This window comes from Rhodophyticola porphyridii (assembly GCF_003688285.1).
In the GTDB taxonomy this organism is placed as follows: domain Bacteria; phylum Pseudomonadota; class Alphaproteobacteria; order Rhodobacterales; family Rhodobacteraceae; genus Rhodophyticola; species Rhodophyticola porphyridii.
The window spans coordinates 265,134-286,922 of sequence record NZ_RCNT01000001.1 but is presented as its reverse complement, the minus strand read 5'-3'; the positions used below and the strand labels follow the sequence as shown (position 1 = coordinate 286,922).

The following is a 21,789-nucleotide window of genomic DNA, read 5'->3' as shown; positions in this document are numbered from 1 at the left end:
CGACGGGATGTTCACGCCCGTTTCCTCGCCTTTTTCAGCAGCATGTCGCGTTTGACACGGCTCAGCCGGTCGAAATACATCCGCCCGTCCAGATGATCGATCTGGTGCTGCACACTTGTGGCCCACAGCCCGACCAGATCCTTTTCCACCCGTGCGCCGGTTTCATCCAGATAGGCCACGGTCACGGCGCGCGGGCGACTGATCTCCGCGTGAACGCCCGGCAGATTCGGGCTGCCTTCCGGATGGGACCGCAACTCGACGCTTGCATGAAGCAGTTCGGGGTTTGCCATGCGTATCGCCCGGCCCCGCTCATCGGACGCATCCACAACCGCCAGCCGCAACATCACGCCGATCTGCGGCGCAGCAAGGCCCACACCCGGCATGGCATCCATCGTGTCGATCATATCGGTCCAGATCGCCCGCACCGCGCCGGTCACCTCCTCGACCGGCTCAGAGACTGTTTGCAGCCGCCGGTCCGGCCACATGACAAACGGTTTAACCGGCATAGTCGGCCTCCAGTTCGGCCCGGATCGCAGGCTCCAGCCGGTCAAATGTCACAATCCCGTCCAGATGATCGAGTTCATGCTGTGCGCAGATTGCGGCAAACCCGTCCAGTTGCGCCTGATGGCCTGTGCCGCCTGCATCGGTCCAGCGCAGGACGATCCATTCGGCGCGCATAACCTGCGCCGTGACGCCCGGGATAGACAGACAACCCTCCGGGCCCCTGATCTGCCGCTCAGACCGGTCTACGATCTCCGGGTTCACACAGATCAAGGGGGTTGGAGTGCCTTCTTTCCATCCTACATCCATCACGAACAGCCGACGCAAAACACCGATTTGCGGCGCGGCCAGCCCCCGTCCGCGCGCAGCGTACATCGTCTCCAACATGTCCCCGGAAAGCTCGCGGATATCGCCGGTCACCGGCGCACAGGTTTCGCTCAGGCGCGGATCGGGCCACCGCAGGATGGGACGCAGGCTCACGCCTTCTCCCGGGCCAGTTCGCGTTTCAGCTTGACCATCTTGCGGGTGATCATCTGGCGTTTCAGCGGGCGCAGATAGTCAATGAACAACTTGCCGTCCAGATGGTCGATCTCATGCTGCACGCAGGTGGCCCAAAGGCCGTCGAAGGTCTCGGTCTGCGGTCGCCCGTCCCGGTCCATCCATTCCACGGTCACCTCGGCAGGGCGCTCCACATCCGCGTACATTTCGGGCAGCGACAGGCAACCCTCTTCATACACGTTGCGTTCGTCGGAGCTGGACAGCACGCGGGGGTTGAACATCGTCAGCGGGCGGGGTGCGGCACCCTCCTCCTTCACACAATCCAGGACAATCAGCCGCTGCAGGATTCCCACCTGCGGCGCGGCCAGCCCGATCCCGGGGGCGGCGTACATGGTTTCCAGCATGTCATCGGCAAGGCTGCGCAACTCATCGCTGCTGTCAGCCACCGGATCGGCCACCTTTTTCAGGCGTGGGTCGGGATGGATCAGTATGGAACGTTTCATAGCCATGCATTTAGCGACCCGCCGCACATCTCGCAAGTTATGCGATGTGTAACCTTGACGTTACTTTTTGAGTCGGATATGTAACCCCAAGGTTACTTATTCCTTGTTATGGAGACCCCCTCTGATGTCCACCAATCCCGTCAGCCGCATCCGCCTGATCGGCAGCGCCATGATCGTCATCCTCACCCTGACAGCGGTGATCGCGTCCCTTGCTTCCATCGGGCCTTCGGGCTTGACCTGGGCCTGGCTGATCGGCGGCGCGGGCATCGGTTATGCCGTGTTGTCCTTCATCATGAATCTGCGCCACCCCGCAGCCGCAGAGGCGGCGTGGGACGAACAGAACACCGCCGCGCATCGCGACAGCCTGATCTTCGGGTTCTGGGCCGTCCTTGCCGTGTTTATTGTTTTCCTCGTGCTGGTGCTGAGCGGGCTCCTTGATGCGGACATGGCGTTCTTCTGGCTCGGGCCGGTTCTGGGCGCCGCGCCGCCGGCCCATTACCTCGCCTCGATCCTGCGGGGCCGTGCCGAATGACGGCACGGTTGATCGTTCACCTGAAAGCCCACCGCACCAAGGCTGGACTAACCCAGGCCGAACTGGCCGACGCGGTGGGCGTTTCGCGCAAGACCGTCAACACGATCGAGAACGGGATCTTCACGCCCTCCACCTATCTCGCCCTGTGTCTTGCGGATGAATTGGAGGTCAGTGTGCATGATCTCTTCGAATTGCCGCCCGACGGCTAGCTCTTGCGCCCGGCTCCGCGTCAGCTAGCTTGGCGCGGACACAGGACGGAGGCATTCATGTCATTTGACGAGATCATCGACCGGCGCGGCACACATTGCGTGAAATGGGACATGATGGAGCAGCTTTACGGCGTATCTCCGTCGGACGGGATCGCCATGTGGGTGGCGGATATGGAGTTCCGCCCGCCGCAGTGCATTCAGGATGCGCTGCAGGCGATGATCGACCACGGCCTTTACGGCTATTTCGGCGATGACAGCAAGTACCGCGCGGCGATCTGCTGGTGGATGAAGCACCGCCATGACTGGACCATCGAGCCGGACTGGATCTTCACCACCCACGGCCTCGTCAACGGCACGGCAATGTGCCTCGACGCCTATACCCAGCCAGGCGATGGCATCGTTCTGATGACGCCGGTCTATCATGCCTTCGCCAAGGTGATCCGTGCCGCCGGTCGTGAACTGGTGGAATGCGAGATGGTCAATGCCGACGGCCGGTACGAACTGAACATCGACGCGTGGGATGCACAGATGACCGGCAATGAGCGGATGCTGATCCTGTGTTCGCCGCACAACCCCGGTGGCCGCGTCTGGACGCAAGCGGAGTTGCAGGCGCTGGCCGCCTTTGCCAAACGCCACGAACTGCTGATCGTCTCCGATGAGATCCATCACGATCTGGTGCTGCCCGGGCATACCCATATACCGATGGCAAAGATCGACGGTATCGCCGACAGGCTGATCATGATGACGGCCACGACCAAGACGTTCAATATCGCGGGGTCCCATGTGGGCAACGTGATCATAGAGGATCCGGATCTGCGCGCGCGCTTCAACACCCGGATGATGGCGATGGGCATGTCGCCGAACTCTTTCGGGCTGTTCATGGCCACGGCGGCCTACACACCCGCGGGTGCCGCCTGGGTTGACAGCCTGACCCCGTATCTCGCCGAAAACGCGCGGATCTTCGATGACGGGATCAACGCCATCCCCGGCCTGCACTCGATGAAACTGGAAAGCACCTATCTGGCCTGGGTCGATTTCTCGGGCACGGGCATGGATATGGCGGAATTCACCCGGCGCACCGCGGAGGAAGCGAAAATCGCCGTGAACCACGGGCCGACCTTCGGCAAGGGCGGGGAGGATTTCCTGCGTTTCAACATCGCCGCGCCACGGGCAGTGATCGAGGATGCGGTGCGGCGGATGCGATCCGCTTTCCAGGACCTGCAGTAAACTCCGCGTCGCGCCCGTTCTGAGCAAAGTCGCGCAGCCGGAACACTACCGTACATCGCCATGCCGCGCCGCAGCACTTGCGCCCGGCCACGCAATAACCTACCCATTCCGGCAACGCCCACGAAACATCCTTGCGCCGAAAGTGTCCCCATGTCCTTCCGTATCCAGCCCCAGCCCGTTGCTCGCCCCAATCGTTGTCAGTTGTTCGGGCCCGGCTCCAATACCAAGCTGTTTCAGAAGATGGCCGATAGCGCGGCGGATGTGATCAATCTCGATCTGGAAGACAGCGTTGCGCCCGACGACAAGCCGCAAGCCCGCGCAAATGTCATTCAGGCGATCGGGGACATCGACTGGGGGAGCAAGACCCTGAGCGTACGGATCAACGGGCTGGACACGCCCTATTGGTACCGCGATGTGGTCGATCTGCTGGAGCAATCCGGCGACCGGCTGGATCAGATCATGATTCCCAAGGTGGGCTGCGCCGCCGATGTCTATGCCGTGGACGCGCTTGTGACGGCGATTGAAGCCGCGCGGGGCCGTGACCGGAAGATCAGCTTCGAGGTGATCATCGAAAGTGCCGCCGGCCTGTCCCATGTGGAGGAGATCGCCGCGGCATCGACACGGCTTCAGGCCATGTCCCTCGGCGCCGCCGATTTCGCCGCCAGCATGGGGATGCAGACGACCGGCATCGGCGGCACGCAGGAAAACTACTACATGCTTCACGACGAGACGCGGCATTTCAGCGACCCTTGGCATTGGGCCCAGACCGCCATCGTCGCCGCCTGCCGCACCCATGGCGTGCTGCCTGTCGACGGGCCGTTTGGCGATTTCAGCGATGATGACGGCTACCGCGCCCAGGCCCGCCGCTCTGCAACGCTCGGGATGGTCGGGAAATGGGCCATTCATCCAAAACAGATCGCGCTTGCCAATGAGGTGTTCACACCGTCGGACGAGGCCGTGGCGGAAGCCCGTGAGATCCTGGCCGCGATGGAGGCGGCCAAGAAAAGCGGCTCGGGAGCAACGGTTTACAAGGGTCGCCTGGTCGATATCGCGTCCATTAAGCAGGCCGAAGTGATCGTCAGGCAATCCGAGATGATCGCAGGCTAGACCACCGGCACACAGACATCCGTCAGAAGATCATCGGGCGCGGTGTCTTGCGGGTTGTTGAGATAGACCTCGATCGGCGGGTGATCGCCCAGTTCCTCCCCCGATTGCGGCAGCCAGACGCCATACATATGCTTGTAGGCGGCGGCGAGGCCGGAATAGGGGCCCTTGTAATGCATGACCGCATAGCGCCCGGCAGGAAGCTTGACTTCTTCCAGCGGCGCGGCCACGGGCGCGGCGTCATCCACCACAACACCGGCCAGGCTGCGCAGGTCGTCGGCGTCAACGGCATCGGGGTCGTCATAGTAGACCCCCACCATCCCGCCCGCGTGGGGCCAGAGGTTGCGGGAGCTGAACACGGCGCCAAGGCTTTCGAATGCCTTGCCGATCATGGCATAGGGGCCACGATGGGCGATGGCCGCCAAACGGCGCGCGGGGTGGTCGGCAATATCAATCGGGTACACGGGGTAGCCTCCTTTTTCAGCGGTCAGAAGCGGCGGCATCAACTCGCCGCGGGTTCTGAACGCACCGGGGGTCAGGCCATGGCTTGCTGCAAAGGCACGGCTGAAGCTGGACAGGCTGGGGTAACCGACATCCGCGGCGATCCGCCTGAGCGGCCGGTCCGTCTGCACCAGCCACACGGCAGCGTGATTCAGGCGCACCCGGCGCACGGCCTGGGCGCAGGTTTCGCCGGTCATCGCACGAAAGACGCGGTGCCAGTGAAACCGGCTCATCGCAGCGACATCGGCCAGTTCGTCCAGCGACAGGTCACCGGCCGGATTGTCGTGGATGTATTCCAGCACGCGCAGCAGCCTGTCTTCGTAGCTTGTGGCCATGGCCGGTCCTCCGGAGCGTTCGGCCACTGTCATGCCGCGCCTTGCATTCACAAATCTTGCCGAGTTGCATCCGCCGGTCCACACCGTCATATAACCTCGCAAGGATCGCTTGGCGGAGGCCCGCATGAACTATCTCGATTTTGAGAAACCGCTTGCCGAGATCGAAGGCAAGGCAGAGGAGCTGCGCGCGCTGGCACGTCGCAACGAGGAGATGGATGTCGAGGCGGAGGCCAAGGCGCTGGACAAGAAAGCGTCGGACATGCTTGTGGATCTCTACCGCGATCTTAGCCCGTGGCGGAAATGTCAGGTCGCGCGCCACCCGGACCGGCCCCATTGCCGTGACTATATCGAGACGCTTTTCACCGAATACACGCCGCTGGCCGGCGACCGGAACTTCGCAGACGACCATGCGGTGATGGGCGGGCTTGCCCGGTTCGACGACATGCCTGTGATGGTGATCGGCCATGAAAAGGGGCACGATACCAAGACCCGGATCGAGCGGAATTTCGGCATGGCGCGGCCCGAGGGGTACCGCAAGGCCGTGCGCCTGATGGATCTGGCCGACAGGTTCAACCTGCCCGTCGTCACCCTTGTCGACACGCCCGGCGCCTATCCCGGCAAGGGCGCCGAAGAGCGCGGGCAATCCGAGGCGATTGCGCGAAGTACCGAGAAATGCCTTCAGATCCGGGTGCCGCTCATTTCGGTTATCATCGGTGAGGGCGGCTCCGGCGGTGCGGTAGCCTTTGCAACCGCGGACAGGCTCGCGATGCTGGAACACTCGATCTACTCCGTGATCTCGCCCGAAGGATGCGCCTCGATCCTCTGGAAAGATGCCGAAAAGATGCGCGAAGCCGCCGAGGCGCTGCGCCTGACGGCGCAGGATCTCAAGCGGCTCGGCGTGGCCGATCACATCATCAAGGAGCCCATGGGCGGCGCGCAGCGTGACCGCGACGCGACAATCGCCGCCGTCGGCAAGGCGATCGGGGCGCTGCTGGCCGAGATGGACGGGCAGAGCGGCAAGGCGCTCGTGAAGGCCCGGCGGAAGAAGTATCTGGATATGGGCTCCAAAGGATTGGCAGCCTGACACCTCTTGACCGGCGCTTTCTCCTCCTGACCGGGTGGGCGGCGGGCCTTGCCCCCCATGCGGCGCTGTCCGAAAGCTGGAGCAACCTGACCATGACCCCGGCCAACAGCTATGACTGGACCTACCTGGCCGACACGGTCATGGGCGGCGTGTCCGAGGGGAACGCGGCGCTTCACGGCGAGGCCCTGCGCCTGAGCGGCTCGGTCAGCACGGAAAACCGGGGCGGTTTCATTCAGGCCCGGACCGCCCTACCCGATGGGTTGCCCCCGGCCGCCACGGCTCTGCGGCTGCGTGTGCGCGGCAATGAGCAGCGATACTTCATCCATCTGCGCACAACGGGCTCGCGCTTGCCGTGGCAGTATTACCAGGCCGGGTTCGATGCGCCGCTGGACTGGGTCGATGTGACGATCCCGCTGGCCGACTTTACGCCATCGGGCGGAATGTTGAGGGCCCGGATCCGGCCGGAGGACATTCGCTCTCTCGGACTGGTGGCCTATGGCCGCGATCATCAGGCCGACGTGTCGCTGGCGGCACTCGGCGCGATCTGAACGCAGGCGGGACGCACGTGCCCGGCCGGGGGCCTCACCACATCCGGTCCTTCGCATAATCGGCGTAGTTTTCGTCATAGGCCGCGCCGTCGAACTCCTGCTGACGTTCCTTCAGGAACTGCCCCGCAGTCGGCAGCCCCTCCATCCCGTCGCGGGTCCAGAGCCCGGACCGCATCAGCGCCTTGGCACATTGGAAATAGACCTCGCCCGTGCGGATCACGATGACCGTCCGCGGATGCCGTCCGCCCTGTTCGAAGGTGCGTGTCACTTCGGGATCATCGCTGATCACGGCGGTGCCGTTGATGCGGACCACGTTGTTTTCACCGGGAATCATGAACATCAGCGACACGCGCCCATCGCGCACGATGTTGCGCAGGGAATCCATCCGGTTGTTGCCGCGCCAGTCGGGCATCCAGAGGGTGCGGTCGTCAACGATCCGGACCACCGGGCCGTCATCGCCGCGCGGGCTGCCATCGGTGCCCTCGGGGCCGATGGTCGACAACACCACGAAACGCGCGGCCCCGACCCATTGCCGGTAGAGCGGGGTCAGAACCGGAGTGACCTTGCGGATCGCCAGCGGGTTCACAACATCGTAGAGGGTTTCCAGCGCCTCGATATCCGTGATCGTCTTCATGTCAGGCTCCGATCCAATCCGGTTTCTTGCAGTAGCGCGTCGCTTGCGCTTTCGACGTCGTGCTCCAGCCGGGCCATGAAATCGGCGACTGAAAGGCCCGGCTCGATCCGCGGCAGGAACTCCACAACCGCAAGACCGGGCTTGCGGGTGATGCCGCGCTTGGGCCAGAAGACGCCGACATTGGTGGCCACCGGAACGCAAGGCTGCCCGAGCTGTTCGTAGAGCGCACCGGTTCCCACCTTGTAGCGGGCCGACACGCCGGGCGCGACGCGGGTTCCTTGCGGATAGATGATCAACTGCCCGCCCTGTTGCCGCCCGCTTTTCACATCGCTCAGCATCTTCTTGATCGCGGCCCCGCGCTTGCCCCGATCAACCGGGACGCAGCCGATGCGCAAGGCGAACTGCCCGATGATAGGCGCGAACATGATCAGGCGTTTCATGATGAACTTGCCGCGCGGCATGGCGTTGTAGATCACGAGGATATCGAGAAAGCTCTGGTGTTTCGCGGCGACCATCACCTCATCCGTCGGTGGCGTGCCGCGCACCTCGACCCGAAGGCCGACCATCCATCGCAGCGTCCACAACACCCACCGGCAATAGGCGTGACACGCCGCGTGAGCGCCCGCCGGGCTGAACACTGCCCATGGCAGATAGATGATCGCCGCCACCGGCATCGCCAGATACATCTGCACGATGAAGGCGAGCGATCGCAGCCATTGCATCATCTGAGCCCTCCAAGCGTTCGGAATGCGGCGATGCGCGTGGCCCAGAAGGCCGTGACGGCGGCAAGGACCGGCACGGTCAGCGGCCAGAGCCAATGAAGACCGGAAAAGCCGAGCCCGGTCAAAAACGCCTGTTCGTCCCCCGCCCGTGGCAGAAGGGCAACAGCGATCATGCCGGCAACCGTGCCCGCCGCCGCTCCGCTGAGCGCGCGCAGTGTGAACCGGCGCACGAAGGCGCGCGCGATGTAATTGTCCCGCGCACCCACCAGACGCAGCACCTTGATGACACCCTGATTGGCCGCCAGAGCGGACCCGGCGGCAAGGGTGATCATCGCCGCGGTGGAGGCAAGGATCAGCGCGATGGCGACCCATCCGAGCAGACGCAGACCGTTTGCGGCTTCCACCAGCGGGCGGCGCCAGCGGGTGTGGTCGTCCAGCACAGCGCCCGGCGCCTCCGCCGCCAGACGCTGGCGCAGGCCTTCGGCATCGTATCCTTCCGCCGTTTCGACCACTTCGACAAGCCGCGGGATCGGCAAGTCGGCCACCGGCAGATCGGGGCCGAACCAAGGCTCCAGCAGCGCGCGCTGCTCGTCATCGGTGAGGGCCCGCGCACTGTCCACGCCGGAGGTCTGCTCCAGCACCGTCAGAACCGCCCATGTCTGCGCCTCCAATTCGGCCAAAGGAGCCGAGATACGGATGGTCGAGGTGCGGGCCAGCGCGTCGGACCAGCGATCCGCCAACCGGTCCGCGGCCAGCGACAAGGCCATCGCGAAGACCGCCAGAAAGGCCATCGCCCCGGCCGTGAACACGGTCAGCCGCGCGGAATAGCCCGTCGGCGGCACCACGCGATCGGCCTGGCTATCGCCTTGAACAAACCGCAGAAATCGGGAGACGACGTTCATAAATCCGCCCCCGCAAGATGAATCCGTCCGCCCCCGATGCGCAGCACACGGGCCGAAACCTGCGCCTTGGCAGCGCGGATCAGGGCAAGATCATGGGTGGCGATCAGGACGGTCTTGCCCATCTTGTTCAACTCCACAAGCAAAGTCAGCAGGCGCAGCGACATCTCCCAATCGACATTGCCCGTGGGCTCGTCGGCCAGAATGACATCCGGGTCCATGATCACCGCGCGGGCGAGGGCCGCGCGCTGCCTCTCGCCGCCCGACAATTCCGGCGGCAGGGCATCCGCGCGGGCGCGCAACCCCACCCATCCGATCAACTCTTCCAGATTTGCCGCCTCCTGCCCCGTTTTGCGGCCCGATACGGTCAGGGGCAGGGCGATGTTTTCGGCCACCGGCAGATGGTCCAGAAACTGGCAGTCCTGATGGACGACACCGATCCGCTGTCTGGCCTTCGCAATGTCGTCGCGAGACATCGCCTTGGCCTCCTGCTCGAACAGGCGGACCGATCCGCCCGTGGGCAACAGATCCGCATAGCAAAGCCTCAGAAACGTCGTCTTGCCCGCGCCCGACGGGCCGGTCAGGAAATGGAACGACCCCGGCGCAAGCCGCAGGCCGATCTCGGACAGAAGCGGCTCGGTCCCGTAGCCATATGCCGCGTCTTCCAGTTCGATCAAAATTCCATACTCCGCGCGTCCCCATATGTCACTCTCATGCCTCAGGCTGAGCGAGGTTGCAATTGGCACAGATATACAATCACTTGGAAACAATTCGCTTGGTTGTTAAACATTAGTGCAGTTTAGAGAATAAGCGGTCACACAGACGCGAAGCGGAAACGGGGTGACGATGCGGCTGACATGTCCCAATTGCAGCGCACGATACGAGGTCGACGACGATATGATCCCGGCCGACGGCCGGGACGTGCAATGCTCCAACTGCTCGACAACCTGGTTCCAGCCCGGCCCCCGGATTGCGGCTTCGACCTCGGATGGCGAGCATGACGCGCCACATGCGGACGAAGCATCGCTGCCGCCCGAAGAGACCGAAACAGATGAGCCCGCCGCGCCCGAGACGGCTGAGGCGCCGGTCGAGCCGGAGGCCGAACGCGCGCAGGACGACGGCGAAAACGGCCACGACGCGCCGAAGGAAACCGATACATCGGCGCAGCCCCGCACCCGCCGCGATCTGGACCCGGCCTTGCGCGATCTGCTGCGCGAGGAGGCCGAGCGCGAAGCGCGCCTGCGACAGGCTGCACAGGAAACCGTTGAAACCCAGGACGAGATGCCGCTGGACCAGCCGCCGCCGGCGCCGCCGGCAGGCCATGGGCAAACGGATCGCCGGATGCCGGATGCCGATGACAGCTTTGACGATGACGCGCTGGACGAGATGATCAGCTCCAGCGTGCATGACGGGCCGCGCCGCGATCTGTTGCCCGATATCGAGGAGATCAACTCGACCCTCAGGGCCACGAGCGACCGCAATGCCGGCGAGAGCGAGGCCAGCGATGTGGAAACCCTCGACGAGGCGCCACGCCGCCGCCGCGGGATCAGGCTTGGCTTCGGCCTCGTCCTGTTGATCGCGGCGGGGCTTGTGGCCGTCTACTCCAACGCGGTCCAGATCGCCGAGCGGCTGCCGCAAGCAGGCCCCGCCATACAGGCCTATGTCACCCAGGTCGACGAGGCTCGGTTCTGGCTGGATGGGCTCGCACAGGGGGTGTTGCAGCGCGAGGATGCACAAGCCTCTGAGTAACCGGCGTTAGAACTGGTCCAGAAGCCGCCTCAGATACTCCAGTTCCACCTCGGGACGGTCCTGTTCCGCTGAACGGCGGCGGATTTCATCGAGCAATTCGCGCGCCCGCCGGAAGGCTTCCTCGCGCTGTTCGAAACCTTCTTCCGACCCGAAGGCGCCCGCATTCCCGGCCTGCCGTCCCAGCGGATCCTGCAACGGTCTGTCCGGCGGCGCCGTGCCGTCGGCCTGCCCCTGCCCCGGCTCTTCGGTGCCGCTTTCCTGCGCCAGCGCACGCCCCAGTTCGCCCATGCCTTCGCGCAACGCCTCCATGGCTTCGGACTGGCTGTCGAGCGCGTCGGCCAGATCGCCGCGACCCAGCGCTTCGGCGGCCTCATCCATCGCGCGCTCCGCGTCTTCAAGCGCCTGCCGGGCGGCCTCGCCGCCTTCGGTGCCTTCTCCGGGCAGGTTCAGGGCCTGCTCCTGCAACTGGCGGCGCAGATCCTCCTGCCGTTGGGCAAGGCTGCGTCCGTCGCCCTCGCCGCCCCGGCCTTCGCCCTGCTCGGTTCCGGGCTGCTGCCCGGGCTGGCCACTTTGCGGACCGCCCTGCCCGTCCTGCGCCTGTTCGCCGGGCTCGCCGTTCTGACCGCCCTGACCCGGCTGGCCCTCCTGGCCGGGCTGCCCAGGCCCCTGCTGGCTCTGCTGACCCTGCGGACCCTGCTGCGGATTTGGCCGGCCCGGGTTGAACTGCTCCTGCAACTCCTGAAAACTGTCGTCGCTCAGGCTCTGCTGATCACGAAGCGTATCCTGCAGATCCTGCATCGCCTGTTCCCCGGGGGTTTGCGGGCCGTCGCCCCCTTCCCCTTGGGTGATCTGCATGTTCTCCATCATCTGGCGCAGCGCATCCAGCATCTCCTGCGCCTCGGCCATCCGGCCCTGCTGCATCAACTCCTCGATCCGGCGCAGCATTTCGTTCAGATCGGCCATGGACATTTCCATGGTTTCGCCGCCATCGGGCTGGTCCTCGCCCGGCTGTGCGTTTTCCGCCAGTTGCTGCATGTAATCGTCCATCGCCTGGCGCAACTCATCCATCAACTGGGCGATTTCCTCGTCGCTCGCGCCCTGCCGCATCGCTTCGGCAAGCCGGTCCTGAGCGCGGCGCAGACGTTCCAGCGCATCGGCCAGATCGCCCTCTTCCAGCTCGATGGCCGCGTTCCAGAGGATCTCCGCCACCTGATCTCGGGTCTCGACCGAGATGCTGTCCACCGCGGCTTCCAGCCTGCGGATCGCCGTGCGAACCATCAGATACGCCCCGTCATCGTCAAACGCCCCGTCCGGGCGGTGACTGATCGCGCGCAGGATCTGCGCCGCGCGGGGGGCGTTTTCGCTGGACCACAGGATATCGCGCCGCTGCTCGATGATCGCATTGGCCAGCGGGTCGAAGAACCGTCTTCCGGGCAAACGGTCGATCGTCTCGCGGATCGTGCCGATCTGTCCCGCGTCATCAACCACGGTCAGCGTGAGGGTGACCGGCAGATTGGCGAAGGGATGCTGCGACAGGTCCTCGACCAGAAGCTCGGAGAACTCCGCACGCGACCCTGCGAAAGGCATCGGCAGATCCAGAACCAGGGCTTCGCGGGGTTCGGGTTCGACGGCCAGACCAAACCGGCGGTCGGCCGCGTCCGCGTTCAGCATCAGCCGCGCCTGACCGGAGATGACCGCGTAATCATCGGTGGCGGTATAGGTGAACTGCATCTGGCCCGGTGGAATGCCGGTCATCTCGCCATCCAGAACGACCGCGGGCGGCTGATCTTGCAACATGACGATCTGCCAGCTTCGCCCGTTCGGGCCCTCGACGGCGATCTCGCCCGAGCGTTCGAGTATCAGATCCTGCGCGGGCGCGGTTGTGTCGGTCGTCTCGCCGGCGGGAGGCGCCATCACGCTCTGGCGCAGCCTGAGCGCGCCGACCTCACCGTAAAACCGCATGGTGATCCGGGAGCCGGCGGGGGCCTCGAACTCCTCCCGGGTTATGTCATTCAGGTAGAGCGAGGGCAGCCCGGTATAAAGCGGCGGCTCCACCCAGCCTTCCCAGCTTGGCCCGCTGATGCTTGCCTCGCCCGCGCCGACAACCGCATCCCCCACATCCCCGACCCGCCAGATCGCCCCGAAGAGGAGCGCCATGGCGAAGGCCGTGGCCGCGATGAAGCGCAGACCGTACGGATCGCGGTCGGAGATGCGAAGATCCGGCTCCGGCGCGCGGGCGGTGGCTGCGCGAATGGTCATGCGCGCCACATGGGCCTCCCACACCGCGCGGGAGGCAGGGTCGTCGCCGCCCACGGCGGGCGTGTCGATCAGCGCGGTGATCGGGCGCCCCGGCAGCGTCCGGTCCAGCCGGTCCAGCGCCGCCTCCCGCGTAGGTAGCCGGAACCCGCGCAAGCCCTTGACGACGAACCAGATCAGACTTGCAAGGATGAGCACCAGCGCAACCCAGAGCACCTCCAGCGGCAATGCATCCGCCGCGCCGAAGGCAAAAACCGCGATCGCAAGCAGGAGGATCGTCCAGACCGGCCAGAAGGCGCGCACCGCGCGCTCGGCAAACATGCCGGCCCGCGTCAGCCTCAGGGGCCAGGCCAGACGCCGCAGAACGGCGTCGGTGGGGGGGATCTGATCCGTCATATTCCCTTTCGGGGCGGCATTTCGGCTATCATAGCCATTCCGGAACGATATCGCGATTGATGATCTCGTCAATTGCGGGTCGTGGGCGGATGACCGCAAAGTGATCGCCCTTCACCAGCACCTCGGGAATGAGCGGGCGAGTATTGTATTCGCTGGACATCACCGCGCCATAGGCCCCCGCCGACCGGAAAGCGACCAGATCGCCAGCCGTGAGCGGCGGCATATCGCGTTGTTTCGTGAAGGTATCTCCGCTCTCGCAGACCGGGCCCACGATGTCATACGGCGCCTGTTCGGCGCCCGGCTCGGGTTCGGCGACCGGGACGATATCATGATACGCGTCGTACATGGCCGGACGGATCAGATCGTTCATCGCGGCATCGAGGATCAGGAAATCGCGGCCTTCGCCCTGTTTCACATAGATCACGGCGGCGATCATGAGCCCCGCATTGCCCGAAATCAGACGGCCCGGTTCGATTTCGACCTCGACACCCAGATCGCCCACCGTACGCTTGATCAGCGCGCCGTAATCCATGGGCAGCGGCGGCGCCTCGTTGGAGCGCGCATAGGGAATACCCAGGCCCCCGCCAAGGTCCAGACGTTTGATATCATGGCCATCTTCGCGGAGCCGATGGGTCAGCTCGGCGACTTTCAGATAGGCTGCCTCGAACGGGGCGAGATCGGTGAGCTGACTGCCGATATGCACATCGATGCCGATGACCTGCACACCGGGGGTCGATGCGGCACGCCCGAAGATCTCGCGCGCGCGGGCAATCGGAATGCCGAACTTGTTCTCGGACTTGCCGGTGGCGATCTTGGCATGGGTCTTCGCATCGACATCCGGGTTCACGCGGATGGTGATCGGTACGGTTTTTTCCATGGAAACAGCGACTTGCCCAAGAAGTTCCAGTTCCGGTTCCGATTCCACATTGACCTGCCGGACACCACCGCCAAGGGCCAGTTCCATCTCTGCCCGGGTTTTGCCCACCCCGGAAAAGACGATGCGGTCCCCGGGCACCCCCGCCGCTTTTGCCCGCAGGTATTCTCCGCCCGAAACCACATCCATTCCCGCGCCGAGATCGGCCAGAAGCTTCAGGACCGCCTGATTGCTGTTGGATTTCATCGCGTAGCATACAAGATTGGGAATACCGTCCAGCGCTTCCTTGAAAAGCTGGTAATGACGGGTCAGCGTCGCGGCTGAGTAGACATAGAACGGCGTCCCGACATCCGCCGCGATCTGCGGCAGAGGCACATCCTCGGCATGGAGAATGCCGTTGCGATAGAGGAAATGATCCATATTCGGCCTTTAAATCATACGTCTGGCGCAGGTAGCAGGTTGTGCGGGGATTTCAAAGCGGATCGACACGGCTATGATGCGCGAAAACAGGGAACAGGAGCCTGAGATGGCGAAAACGGTGGTGATTGACGAACATGGCGGGCCGGAGGTCTTCAGGCTGGTGGAGCGTGAGGTGGGCGCTCCGGGGCCCGGTGAGGTGCGGATCCGGCATGAAGCCTGCGGATTGAATTTTATCGATGTCTATCAACGAACTGGCCTTTATCCGCTGGAGCTGCCCCATGCGCTGGGCATGGAAGCGGCCGGTCTGATCGAGGCTGTCGGGGAGGGCGTGACCCACCTGAAGGAGGGGGATCGGGCGGCCTATGCCGCGGCGCCCCCGGGTGCCTATGCCGAGGCCCGGGTGATGAGTGCGGCGCAGGTCTGCCCGCTGCCTGACAGCATCTCCTTCGAGGAGGGGGCGGCGATGATGCTCAAAGGTTTGACAACACACTATCTTTTCCGCCGGACCACGCCGATCTCCAAGGGCGATACGGTGCTGTTTCATGCCGCGGCCGGCGGCGTGGGGCTGATCGCCTGCCAATGGGCGCGCTCCGAGGGGATCACGTTGATCGGCACCGCCGGAACGGATGAGAAATGCGCGCTGGCGCTGGAACACGGCGCGGCGCAGTGCATCAACTACCGGAGCGGCGATTGGGTGGAGCAGGTCAGGGATCTGACCGATGGCGCAGGCGTCGATGTGGTTATGGACGCGGTCGGCGCCGACACGTTCGAAGGGTCTCTCGACAGCCTCAAGCCTTTGGGAATGATGATTTCTTTCGGCAACGCCTCTGGCCCCGTCCCGCCGTTTTCGGTGGGTGTTCTGGGTCAGAAGGGCTCTCTCAAGATCACCCGTCCGACCCTGTTCACCCACATCTCGGATCACGAGACATGTCAGCGGATGGCCGCGGACCTGTTCGGGAAAGTCACGTCGGGCGACGTGACATTGCGGATCGACCAGAGGTTCCCGCTTGAGGACGTGGCGGAGGCGCACCGGGTGCTGGAAGCCCGGAAAACGACGGGCTCGACGGTGCTGATCCCGTGACCCAAGTATAACAATGGTATATCAATTCCGCGGGCGCGACCGCAGGAAGAGGTAGAGCGGCAGCCCGCAGCTGACCCCGATGCAATAGGTCGCGGGCACCGCCAGCAGGGAGAGGTAATCGCGCCGGGTTATCGCCTCCACCAGCACCCAGATCGTGAGGGTGACGGCGGCGATGGTCAGATCCCAGACCAGACCGGAGGTCGCGTCATTCACGTGCCAGGCGTCGATCATCGCCATGAGCGACCATGAATTGGCCATGAACCAGCTGATGAAGTAATACATCGGCCAGATCGTGCCGATGATCGCAAGGGCCAGATAGGTCATGCGCAGGATGGACATCTCAGGCCTCCGCCGGGGTAAGATCCTGACCGTGGACATAGCGCGCCCGGCATCCCGCGCCAACGGCCCGCTGCGGGATTCGTGATGCCGCGTCACGATTGACCCGCGACCTGCAGTCGCGCTACGCCTCCGCGAACTTGTTTTGCAAGCTATATGCAGTCGGAGGACATGCATATCGCCAAAGGGGAGCAACATGGCCGAGATCGAACGCGAGTCGATGGAGTATGACGTGGTGATCGTGGGGGCGGGGCCGTCGGGCCTGTCGGCTGCGATACGGCTGAAGCAACTGGACGCCGATCTGTCCGTCGTGGTGCTGGAAAAAGGCTCCGAAGTGGGCGCGCATATCCTGTCGGGCGCGGTGCTGGACCCGGTGGGCCTCGATGCGCTGATCCCGGACTGGCGGGACCGGGGCGCGCCCATCACCGTACCGGTGCGCAAGGACAACTTCTACATGCTGGGCGAAGGCGGATCGATCCGCATTCCCAATTTCATCATGCCACGGCTGATGAACAACCACGGCAATTACATCGTCTCGATGGGCAATGTGTGCCGCTGGATGGCGGAGCAGGCCGAAGAGCTTGGCGTCGAGATCTTCCCCGGCATGGCCTGTTCGGAACTGGTCTATGGGGAGAACGGCGAGGTCAAGGGCGTGGTCGCCGGCGAATTCGGCAAGAACGCCGACGGCACCCCGTCGGACGCCTATGAGCCGGGAATGGAGCTCCACGGAAAATACGTTCTGCTGGGCGAGGGCGTGCGCGGCTCTCTGACCAAGGAGGTCATGGAGAAGTACAACCTGAGCGAGGGGCGCGGACCGCAGAAATTCGGCCTCGGGATGAAGGAAATCTGGGAGATCGACCCCGACAAGCACCGCGAAGGCACGGTCACCCATACCATGGGCTGGCCGCTCGGCCGGAACGCGGGCGGCGGATCCTTCATTTACCACCTTGATAACAATCAGGTTTATGTCGGTTTCGTTGTTCACCTGAACTACGAGAACCCCTATCTCTACCCCTACATGGAGTTCCAGCGGTTCAAGCATCATCCGATGGTGGCCGAATTGCTGAAGGGCGGAAAGCGCGTGGCCTATGGCGCGCGGGCGATTTCCGAAGGCGGGTGGCAGTCGATGCCCAAGGCGACCTTCCCCGGCGGGGCCATTCTGGGCTGCGGCGTGGGGCTGGTGAATGTGCCGCGGATCAAGGGCAACCACAACGCCATGCTGTCGGGCAAGGCGGCGGCGGAGGCGGCCTTCGCCGCAATCGGCGCCGGGCGCGGCAGCGACGAACTGGACGCCTATGAGACGGAACTGCGCACCGGGCCGATTGCGAAGGATCTGAAACGGGTCCGGAACGTGAAACCTCTCTGGTCTCATTACGGGCTGGCCGGCGGGCTGGTTCTGGGCGGCATGGACATGTGGACCGCGAACATCACCGGTGTCACGCTTTTCGGCACCATGAAGCATCACAGGAACGACGCCGAGCACACCGGAAAGGCCAAGGATTTCCAGCCCATCGACTATCCGAAACCCGATGGCGTCCTGTCCTTCGACCGGCTGACCAATGTCAGCTTCTCGATGACAAATCACGAGGAAAGCCAGCCCGCGCATCTGCAGCTCAAGGATCCGAGCATTCCGATTCAGGTGAACCTGCCGGAATATGCCGAGCCGGCGCAGCGCTATTGCCCGGCCGGGGTTTACGAGGTGGTGGAGGAGGACGGCAAGGCGCCGCGCTTCGTGATCAACTTCCAGAACTGCGTGCATTGCAAGACCTGCGACATCAAGGATCCGTCGCAGAACATCCACTGGACCGTACCGCAGGGGGGCGACGGCCCGAACTACCCCAATATGTGATCACTTCCCCATCAGGCGCGGGCCATCGCGGGCCCGCGCGCATTGCCTATCGCGGCGCCCGTGCCTAGTGTCTGCACCAGTTCTGAATGGGAGAGCCCGATGCGCCTTGCCGCCCTGCCCCTAGTCGCCCTTCTGGGTCTCGGCCTGACCCTGCCCCTGCCCGCGGTGGCGCAGAACCAGCTGGGGCTCGCCGGGTCGTATCTGGCCGCGCGTCAGGCGGTGATCGATGGCGATCACCGGGAGGCGGCGCTCTATTTCGAACGGGCGATGCAGCGCGACCCCGGAAATCGCGGATTGATCGGCAACGCGCTTCTGGCCCGTGCCGCGCTGGGCCAGTGGGACCGCGCGATGGAGGTGGCCGGGCGCCTGCCAGATGACGATCCGGGCCGGGAACTGGCCTGGATGGTCGAACAGGTCACGCGGGTGCGGCTCGGCAACCTGTCCGGCGCGCTTGAGGCGATCGAGGCGGGCCGCGGGGCCGGCCCTCTGATCGACGGGCTGACCGCCGGGTGGCTGCATCTGGGCGAGGGCGACATGCGCCTTGCCGAGGCGGCTTTCGAGGATATCGCCGCCGACGGCCCGCTGGCGGGACTGGCCCAGTACCATCTTGCGCTGGCCCGCGCGGCGGTGGGCGATTTCGAGGGCGCCGAGGCGATCATGTCGGGCGAAACCTATGGCCCGCAGCAGGCCACCGCGCGCGGCCTCCGGGCCCATGCGCAGGTTCTGGTGCAGCTGGACCGGCACGAAGACGCGCTTGAGCTTCTGGACATGGCGATCCTGAACGCGCCGGACCCGATGCTGATCGATCTGCGGGATGCGATCGCGGCCGACCCGACGCGGCCCTACGATTTCCTGGTGAGCGCCGAACAGGGCGTGGCGGAAGTGTTCTACAGCGTCGCCACCGGGCTGGGCGACGAAGGCGGCCCGACCCTGCCGCTGATCTATGCCCGCGCCGCCCATGTGATCGATAACGGCCATTACGACGCTCTGATACTGGCGGCGGAGTGGCTGATGCGCGACGAACAGGCGCATCTGGCGGCGGATGTCTATGCTGAGGTGCCGGAGGACCATCCCGCGGCGATCGCGGCGACGCTCGGCCGGGCGGAGGCGTTCAACGCGATGGACCGGCAAGAGGAGGCGGTGGCGTTGCTGCAGGCGCTGACGGAGGACCGGCCCGGGCTGGCCTCGGTTCAGGCGGCCCTTGGCGACATGCTGCGCCGGATGGAACGTTTCGGCGAGGCAGTGGCGGCCTATGATGCGGCGCTGGCGCAGGTCGATCAGGATCAGACCCGGTACTGGTTCCTGTTCTACGCCCGCGGCATCAGCCTGGAGCGGGAAGGCCGTTGGGACGAGGCCGAAGCCGATTTCCGCCGCGCGCTGGAGTTGAACCCGGACCAGCCGCAAGTGCTGAATTATCTGGGCTATTCGCTTGTCGAGCAGCGCCGGAACCTGGACGAGGCGCTGGAGATGATCGAACGCGCCGTCGCCGCGGAGCCACGCAGCGGCTATATCGTCGACAGCCTTGGCTGGGTTCTCTACCGGCTGGGGCGCTTTGACGAGGCGGTGGCGCCGATGGAACGCGCGGTGGAGTTGCTGCCCAACGATCCCATCGTCAACGACCATCTGGGCGATGTCTATTACATGGTCGGACGCACCCGTGAGGCCGAGTTTCAATGGCACCGGGCCCTTTCGTTCGAGCCGACCGGGGAAGATGCCGTGCGGATACGCCGGAAGCTGGAGATCGGCCTGACCCGCGTGCTGGAAGAAGAGGCCGCCGAGAGCGAAACCCAGTGACAGGCGCCAGTGCGTTCGCACCGGCCAAGATCAACCTGGCCCTGCATGTGACGGGGCGCCGGGAGGACGGGTATCATCTGCTCGACAGTCTGGTGGTCTTTGCCGATATCGGCGACCGGCTGCATTTTTCCGCCGCAGAAGGGATCGAGTTGCAGGTGATGGGCCCGCGCGCGGCCGGCGTGCCGACCGGCCCCGAAAACCTGGTGCTGCGGGCGGCGGCCCTGTTCGGGCCGGGGCAAAGCGCGCGGATCACCCTGGAAAAGCATTTGCCGAGGGCGGCGGGGATCGGCGGCGGATCGGCGGACGCGGCGGCGGCGCTGAAAGGGCTGGCCGAGTTCTGGGACCTGCCCTTGCCGAAAACCGAAGAGATTCTGGCACTCGGCGCCGATCTGCCTGTGTGTCTGGCGGGCTGCCCGACGCGGATGCGCGGGATCGGCGAGTTGTTGGAAGAGGTGCCGCCGCTGCCGCTGCTGTGGGTGGTTCTGGCGAACCCGGGTGTCGCGGTCCCGACGGGCGCGGTGTTCGGCGGGCTTGGCACGATTGCTGGCACGCCCATGGACCCGCCGAACTGGACCGATTTCGCCAGCTTCAGCCGATGGCTTCGCGCGCAACGGAACGATCTGCAGCGCCCGGCGCAGATGATCGCCGCCGAAATCGGAACGGCGCGGGCGGCACTGGAGGCGCAACCGGGCTGCGCGCTGGCGAGGATGAGCGGGTCGGGCGCGACCTGTTTCGGTTTGTTCGCCGTCGAAGCCGAAGCGCGACAGGCGGCGCGGGCGATCGGCGCGGAGCATCCCGGGTGGTGGGTGGCGGCGGCGCGGGTGCTCTAGCCCCGACGGCCCGGACCCGCCGAGGCCGGGGATCATGCGCCGATTGCCGCCGCGATGGCGAGGCCATGTCTCGCCATCGAGTGGAAACCTACCTACACATACGCTGTCACCGCGCGGAATCAGGATATGGCCAATGGCAGATGAAACGCAGAAAACGCTTCTCCTTACGGGCGCAAGCCGGGGGATCGGGCATGCCACCGTCAAGAAATTCGCCGATGAGGGATGGCGGGTGATCAGCTGTTCGCGGCAGCCGTTTTCAAGCGAGTGCCCATGGCCGCGCGGCGAGGAGGACCATATCCAGGTGGACCTGAGTGACCCCAAGCAGACGATTACGGCCATCGAGCAGATCAAATCCCGCTTGGGCGGCGGCGTTCTGAACGCACTGGTGAACAATGCGGGCATTTCCCCCAAGGGCCCGCAGGGCGAGCGGCTGAACACGCTGGACACCGATCTTGGCACCTGGGGCAAGGTGTTTCACGTCAACTTCTTCGCCTCGGTCGTTCTGGCGCGCGGGCTCAGGGATGAACTGGCCGCGGGCAAGGGCGCAGTTGTGAACGTGACCTCCATCGCGGGGGCGCGCGTGCACCCTTTCGCCGGGGCCGCCTATGCGACTTCCAAGGCCGCGCTTGCCGCGCTCACCCGCGAAATGGCGCATGATTTCGGGCCTTTGGGTGTGCGGGTCAACGCCATCGCGCCGGGCGAGGTCGAGACCAGTATCCTGAGCGAAGGCACCGACAAGATCGTGGCGGCCCTGCCGCTGCGGCGCCTTGGCCAGCCCCGGGAAGTGGCGGAGACGATCTATTTCCTGTGTTCGGAAAACAGCTCCTACATCTCCGGCACGGAGATCGAAGTGAACGGCGCGCAACACGTCTGACCTGGGCCGCCGCCGCGCGTACGGATTGCCGTG

Annotated in this window: 23 protein-coding genes; 12 read left to right on the top strand and 11 right to left on the bottom strand. The window is 64.8% G+C overall.

Annotation, left to right across the window (positions count from 1 at the left end; translation table 11 throughout):
- Positions 1–11: 11 nt before the first annotated feature.
- From def (D9R08_RS01435) to def (D9R08_RS01425), 3 genes are read right to left on the bottom strand one after another with little or no spacing between them, the layout of a single operon-like run.
- Positions 12–506 carry a peptide deformylase gene (def, locus tag D9R08_RS01435; protein WP_121896216.1) on the bottom strand — a complete coding sequence of 165 codons (495 nt, stop codon included), beginning with the start codon at positions 504–506 and terminating at the stop codon, positions 12–14.
- A complete protein-coding gene (gene def, locus D9R08_RS01430) occupies positions 496–981 on the bottom strand; it encodes a peptide deformylase (protein WP_121896215.1) in 486 nt (161 codons plus the stop codon). Before def (D9R08_RS01430) ends, def (D9R08_RS01435) begins: the two co-directional genes overlap by 11 nt.
- Complete coding sequence (def, locus tag D9R08_RS01425) at positions 978–1,502, bottom strand: peptide deformylase (protein WP_121896214.1); 525 nt, start codon at positions 1,500–1,502, stop codon at positions 978–980. The genes def (D9R08_RS01430) and def (D9R08_RS01425) overlap by 4 nt, the downstream gene beginning before the upstream one ends.
- Positions 1,503–1,626: 124 nt before the next feature.
- Between def (D9R08_RS01425) and D9R08_RS01420 the strand changes: the two genes are divergently transcribed.
- The 4 genes from D9R08_RS01420 (at position 1,627) to D9R08_RS01405 (ending at position 4,577) form a co-directional block, all read left to right on the top strand.
- A complete protein-coding gene (locus D9R08_RS01420) occupies positions 1,627–2,034 on the top strand; it encodes a hypothetical protein (RefSeq protein ID WP_121896213.1) in 408 nt (135 codons plus the stop codon).
- Positions 2,031–2,243, top strand: coding sequence for a helix-turn-helix transcriptional regulator (locus tag D9R08_RS01415; RefSeq protein WP_121896212.1), 213 nt, complete (start codon positions 2,031–2,033; stop codon positions 2,241–2,243). The genes D9R08_RS01420 and D9R08_RS01415 overlap by 4 nt, the downstream gene beginning before the upstream one ends.
- A gap of 57 nt (positions 2,244–2,300) precedes the next feature.
- The gene (locus D9R08_RS01410) at positions 2,301–3,470 is read left to right on the top strand and encodes a MalY/PatB family protein (RefSeq protein WP_121896211.1); all 1,170 of its coding nucleotides are present in this window, start codon (positions 2,301–2,303) and stop codon (positions 3,468–3,470) included.
- Between the two features lie 150 nt (positions 3,471–3,620).
- On the top strand, positions 3,621–4,577 hold the full coding sequence (locus tag D9R08_RS01405) for an L-malyl-CoA/beta-methylmalyl-CoA lyase (protein ID WP_121896210.1): 957 nt from the start codon (positions 3,621–3,623) through the stop codon (positions 4,575–4,577).
- Here D9R08_RS01405 and D9R08_RS01400 read toward each other — a convergent pair.
- Positions 4,574–5,410, bottom strand: coding sequence for an AraC family transcriptional regulator (locus D9R08_RS01400; protein ID WP_121896792.1), 837 nt, complete (start codon positions 5,408–5,410; stop codon positions 4,574–4,576). The genes D9R08_RS01405 and D9R08_RS01400 overlap by 4 nt on opposite strands.
- A 124-nt stretch (positions 5,411–5,534) precedes the next feature.
- Here D9R08_RS01400 and D9R08_RS01395 point away from each other — a divergent pair, with 124 nt between their 5' ends.
- Together D9R08_RS01395 and D9R08_RS01390 are read left to right on the top strand one after the other, a co-directional pair.
- Positions 5,535–6,494 carry an acetyl-CoA carboxylase carboxyltransferase subunit alpha gene (locus tag D9R08_RS01395; protein WP_121896209.1) on the top strand — a complete coding sequence of 320 codons (960 nt, stop codon included), beginning with the start codon at positions 5,535–5,537 and terminating at the stop codon, positions 6,492–6,494.
- A gap of 92 nt (positions 6,495–6,586) precedes the next feature.
- Entirely contained in the window at positions 6,587–7,042 is a 456-nt protein-coding gene (locus D9R08_RS01390) for a CIA30 family protein (protein ID WP_121896208.1), read from the top strand.
- Positions 7,043–7,076: 34 nt separating this feature from the next.
- Here the strand turns inward: D9R08_RS01390 and D9R08_RS01385 are convergent, their stop codons facing one another.
- The 4 genes from D9R08_RS01385 to D9R08_RS01370 are packed head-to-tail and all read right to left on the bottom strand — an operon-like array spanning position 7,077 to position 9,974.
- Complete coding sequence (locus tag D9R08_RS01385; RefSeq protein WP_121896207.1) at positions 7,077–7,676, bottom strand: pyridoxamine 5'-phosphate oxidase family protein; 600 nt, start codon at positions 7,674–7,676, stop codon at positions 7,077–7,079.
- On the bottom strand, positions 7,673–8,398 hold the full coding sequence (locus tag D9R08_RS01380; protein WP_121896791.1) for a lysophospholipid acyltransferase family protein: 726 nt from the start codon (positions 8,396–8,398) through the stop codon (positions 7,673–7,675). The genes D9R08_RS01385 and D9R08_RS01380 overlap by 4 nt, the downstream gene beginning before the upstream one ends.
- Positions 8,398–9,300, bottom strand: coding sequence for a cell division protein FtsX (locus tag D9R08_RS01375; protein ID WP_121896206.1), 903 nt, complete (start codon positions 9,298–9,300; stop codon positions 8,398–8,400). Before D9R08_RS01375 ends, D9R08_RS01380 begins: the two co-directional genes overlap by 1 nt.
- Positions 9,297–9,974, bottom strand: coding sequence for a cell division ATP-binding protein FtsE (locus tag D9R08_RS01370; RefSeq protein ID WP_121896205.1), 678 nt, complete (start codon positions 9,972–9,974; stop codon positions 9,297–9,299). The genes D9R08_RS01375 and D9R08_RS01370 overlap by 4 nt, the downstream gene beginning before the upstream one ends.
- A gap of 169 nt (positions 9,975–10,143) precedes the next feature.
- On the opposite strand from D9R08_RS01370, the gene D9R08_RS01365 reads away from it, so the two are divergent.
- Positions 10,144–11,046, top strand: coding sequence for a zinc-ribbon domain-containing protein (locus D9R08_RS01365; RefSeq protein WP_121896204.1), 903 nt, complete (start codon positions 10,144–10,146; stop codon positions 11,044–11,046).
- Between the two features lie 6 nt (positions 11,047–11,052).
- On the opposite strand, the gene D9R08_RS01360 is transcribed toward D9R08_RS01365, so the two are convergent.
- Together D9R08_RS01360 and lysA are read right to left on the bottom strand one after the other, a co-directional pair.
- On the bottom strand, positions 11,053–13,698 hold the full coding sequence (locus D9R08_RS01360; RefSeq protein WP_121896203.1) for a DUF4175 domain-containing protein: 2,646 nt from the start codon (positions 13,696–13,698) through the stop codon (positions 11,053–11,055).
- Between the two features lie 28 nt (positions 13,699–13,726).
- The gene (lysA, locus tag D9R08_RS01355) at positions 13,727–14,992 is read right to left on the bottom strand and encodes a diaminopimelate decarboxylase (protein WP_121896202.1); all 1,266 of its coding nucleotides are present in this window, start codon (positions 14,990–14,992) and stop codon (positions 13,727–13,729) included.
- A gap of 106 nt (positions 14,993–15,098) precedes the next feature.
- Here lysA and D9R08_RS01350 point away from each other — a divergent pair, with 106 nt between their 5' ends.
- Entirely contained in the window at positions 15,099–16,073 is a 975-nt protein-coding gene (locus D9R08_RS01350) for a quinone oxidoreductase family protein (RefSeq protein ID WP_121896790.1), read from the top strand.
- Between the two features lie 21 nt (positions 16,074–16,094).
- Here D9R08_RS01350 and D9R08_RS01345 read toward each other — a convergent pair whose 3' ends face one another.
- Positions 16,095–16,412 carry a DUF2834 domain-containing protein gene (locus D9R08_RS01345; protein ID WP_121896201.1) on the bottom strand — a complete coding sequence of 106 codons (318 nt, stop codon included), beginning with the start codon at positions 16,410–16,412 and terminating at the stop codon, positions 16,095–16,097.
- Positions 16,413–16,605: 193 nt separating this feature from the next.
- Here D9R08_RS01345 and D9R08_RS01340 point away from each other — a divergent pair, with 193 nt between their 5' ends.
- The 4 genes from D9R08_RS01340 to D9R08_RS01325 all read left to right on the top strand — a co-directional run bounded on the left by D9R08_RS01340 (position 16,606) and on the right by D9R08_RS01325 (position 21,756).
- Positions 16,606–18,258: an electron transfer flavoprotein-ubiquinone oxidoreductase gene (locus D9R08_RS01340; protein WP_121896200.1), complete on the top strand. Its 1,653-nt coding sequence runs from the start codon at positions 16,606–16,608 to the stop codon at positions 18,256–18,258.
- Positions 18,259–18,357: 99 nt separating this feature from the next.
- Positions 18,358–20,052, top strand: a complete 1,695-nt coding sequence (locus tag D9R08_RS01335) for a tetratricopeptide repeat protein (RefSeq protein WP_121896199.1) — start codon at positions 18,358–18,360, stop codon at positions 20,050–20,052.
- On the top strand, positions 20,049–20,882 hold the full coding sequence (locus D9R08_RS01330) for a 4-(cytidine 5'-diphospho)-2-C-methyl-D-erythritol kinase (RefSeq protein ID WP_199709241.1): 834 nt from the start codon (positions 20,049–20,051) through the stop codon (positions 20,880–20,882). Before D9R08_RS01335 ends, D9R08_RS01330 begins: the two co-directional genes overlap by 4 nt.
- A 133-nt stretch (positions 20,883–21,015) precedes the next feature.
- A complete protein-coding gene (locus D9R08_RS01325) occupies positions 21,016–21,756 on the top strand; it encodes an SDR family NAD(P)-dependent oxidoreductase (RefSeq protein ID WP_121896197.1) in 741 nt (246 codons plus the stop codon).
- Positions 21,757–21,789: the final 33 nt, after the last annotated feature.